This is a genomic window from Rhodobaculum claviforme (assembly GCF_016653255.1).
Lineage (GTDB): Bacteria > Pseudomonadota > Alphaproteobacteria > Rhodobacterales > Rhodobacteraceae > Rhodobaculum > Rhodobaculum claviforme.
Genome location: NZ_NHSD01000033.1, coordinates 1 through 3,103 on the forward strand (window position 1 = coordinate 1; position 3,103 = coordinate 3,103).

The window sequence follows — 3,103 nt, forward strand, 5'->3', positions numbered from 1 at the left end:
TGAGCGGGCCGGGACCCGCCCCGACCTCTGGCCCGCACCCGGGACACGATACGGGACCCGTATCGGGATCCGTATCGGGGCCGGCACCGCGCCCGGCGCCCCCGCCCGCGCCCCTGCTGGAGGTGTCGGGGCTGGGCGTCGGCTGGCCGGGGCAACCGCCGGTGCTGGCGCAGCTTGCGCTGACGCTGGAGGCGGGCGCGCGCGTCGGGCTGGTGGGGCCGAACGGGTCGGGCAAGTCCAGCCTGTTTCTCACGCTTGCCGGGGTGTTGCCGGCGCTGGCGGGGTCGGTGCGGCTGGGCGGCCGGGCGGTGCGGCCGGGGGCGTTCCACGCCGACATCGGCCTGGTGTTCCAGCACGCCGAGGATCAGCTTTTCTGTCCCACCCTGGCCGAGGACGTGGCCTTCGGCCCGCGCAACCTCGGGCTGTCGGGGGCGGCGCTGGAGGCGCGGGTGGCCGAGGCGATGGCCGTCTGCGGCCTGGAGGGGCTGTCCGAACGCCCCGTCCACCGGCTGTCGGGCGGCGAGAAGCGCCGCGCCTGCATCGCGGGCGTGCTGGCGATGCGCCCGCGCCTGATGCTGCTGGACGAACCCTCGGCGGCGCTGGACCTGCGCAGCCGCCGCAACCTGATCGAGGTGCTGTCGGGCATGGATCAGGCGCTGATCGTCGCCAGCCACGACCTGCAACTGATCCTGGAGCTGTGCCCGCGGGTGATCGTGATCGACGCGGGCCGCATCCGCGCCGACGGCCCCACCGCCGAGGTGCTGGGCGATGCCGCCCTGATGGCGCGCCACGGCCAGGAGGTGCCGCCGGGCCTGCTGGCGCAGGCCCGCGCGCCCTCTGACCCTCCCTCCGGCGGGCCCTCCGGCCTTCCCTCCGGCGGCCCCTCGAACCACGCGGCCCGTCGCTGACGCGCCGCGTGACCCGGCCGGACGCAGAGCCGCCGGACGCAGGGCGGGCGCGCGTCAGCCCACCACCAGCCGTCCGTCCAGCCGCGCGCCGGTGTCGGGCGCGATGCCCCCGTGGTCGCGGATATGGGCGATGATCTCGTTGCGATAGACAAGCCCGGTGTGGCTGTAGTCGAGGTCGCGCAGATCCATGCCCGCGATCTCGCCGCCCACGCCGGCGACGATGGGCTGGCCGTTCCAGGCCTCGGCAAAGGCGCCGAGCTGGACATAGCTGTTGACCGCAAGGGTAAAGACGCGCGTGCGCACCGCCTCCAGCGGCGCGCCCAGGATCGTGATGTCCTCGGCCCGCGCGGCGGCCGCATCCGCCCCCGGCACGATGCGATACCGCAGCCCGCCCGAGAAGTGCAGGAACCCGCGCGACACGAACCCGCCGAGGTCGAGGTCCGCCGCCTCCTCGGGGCGCACGAGGCGGTGGGCGTTGGATTGCAGCATCGCGCCGATCTGCGCGCCGGTCATGCGCGCGACATGCACCTGGTCGGCATAGGGCATCACCGCGTACCAGTCGCCAAAGCTCAGCGGTCCGGCCTCCAGCCCGGTGATGATCGCGGTGGCGTTGAACAGCGCCAGATCCACCGGCCCGCCGGGAAAGGTCCGCGACCGCGCCACCAGCGCATCGTTCATGAAGTTCAGCAGCGCGGTTTCACGCATGTAGCGGTCGGCGATCACCCGCGCGGGCGCGACGTCGGCGTCGGGGGCGACGGTGCCGATGGTCTGCGCCAGCCGGTCCTCCAGCGCGGCGATCAGCGGGGCGACATGGGCCGCCTCATAGGCGTGGTCGTAGTCGGCGTCGGTCTCCAGCGCGGCGGCGGCGGGGTCGTCGGGCGCGACGCGGTCGTCGCGGCGCTTGATCGGATGCAGCCCGACATGGGTGAACCAGCCCTGCCGCCCGGCCCCGGCGCGGATCGACATGGCGATCTCGCCCAGATAGCGGCCGTTGGCCTCGGCCTGGGTCATCAGAACGCCGTCCATGACGTTGTCGGGATCGAGGCCGCCGGTGTTCAGCGCCGTGTGGGAATGCCCCCCGATCAGCACCACCGGCCGGTCCGTCAGGGCTCCGGCGGCCTCGGCGATGTCGAAATCGCCCTCGCCGATCAGGCGCGCGGCGCCCGCCTTGCCGGTGCGGTGCTGCCCCGAGCCGAAGCCGCAGTGCGACAGGATCACCACCACGTCGCTGACCTGCGCCAGCGCCGGCAGCACGTTGCGCACCGCCGCGACCGGGCTTGCGACCGCCATGCCGGGGTCGTCGGGCTGTCCGGTGCGGGTGTCCACCTGCGTCGTCAGGCCCAGAAAACCGACCCGCAGGCCCTTGGCCTCCAGCACGGCGGCGGCGACATAATCGCGGTCGCGCGCCAGGTGCGCCGAGCCGTGGACATTGGCCGTGATCACCGGGAACGCCGCATCGGCGGCAATGCCGATGCGCAGCATCTCGGCGCCGCGGTCGAATTCGTGATTGCCCAGAACCGCGATGTCCACCCCCGCCGCCGAGGCCGCCCGATAGCCCGCGTCGGCCACGAATTCCTCCGGCGCCCAGCCCAGAAGCTCGTCAAAGACCGAGCCGGTGTGGTCGTCCCCGCCCGAGACGAACAGCACCACCTCGTCCTCGGCGGCGGCGGCGCGGGCCTCGGACACGCGGCGGACCATCTGCGCCATGCGGTGGGTGTTGCCGCGCGCGGGGTGCATTTCGGTGATGTGGTTGTGCAGGTCGTTGAAATGCATCAGCCGCAGCACCCGCCGTTCGCCATCCGCCAGCACCGGGGCGGGCACGGGGTTGCCGTCCTCGGTCACGATGGCGGTGATCGGACCGGACAGCGGATCGCCGTGCAGCACGAACACCCGCTCGGCGGTGCCGGCGGGGTTGGGGGCGGCGGGAACCATCAGCAGCGTGCCGGGACCGGCCTGGGCACCGGCGCGAAAGCTCAGCACCGGCGACAGCGCGGCGGCGGCGGCGGCGGCGGTGACGAGGAACCGGCGGCGCGACAGCGGCGGCAGGGAGGGCATGGCGAAAACCTCGGATCTGGGACGACTGGCGCCAGCGCTAGCAGCCGCGTGGCACGGTTTCGTGACACCCGCCGGGTGGCGTGCGCCCGGCCGCGGGGCCTTGCACGTCGCCCGCCCGCGGTGCCATGCTCCACCCCCGA

At 73.8% G+C, this 3,103-nt stretch carries 2 protein-coding genes; one reads left to right on the forward strand and one right to left on the reverse strand.

Features of this window, described 5'->3' with window-relative positions; all coding sequences use genetic code 11:
• Window positions 1-122 precede the first annotated feature (122 nt).
• The gene (locus CCR87_RS00460) at window positions 123-908 is read left to right on the forward strand and encodes an energy-coupling factor ABC transporter ATP-binding protein (RefSeq protein WP_338048848.1); all 786 of its coding nucleotides are present in this window, start codon (window positions 123-125) and stop codon (window positions 906-908) included.
• Between the two features lie 54 nt (window positions 909-962).
• On the opposite strand, the gene CCR87_RS00465 is transcribed toward CCR87_RS00460, so the two are convergent.
• Window positions 963-2,963, reverse strand: a complete 2,001-nt coding sequence (locus tag CCR87_RS00465) for a bifunctional metallophosphatase/5'-nucleotidase (protein WP_201155373.1) — start codon at window positions 2,961-2,963, stop codon at window positions 963-965.
• Between the last annotated feature and the right edge of the window lie 140 nt (window positions 2,964-3,103).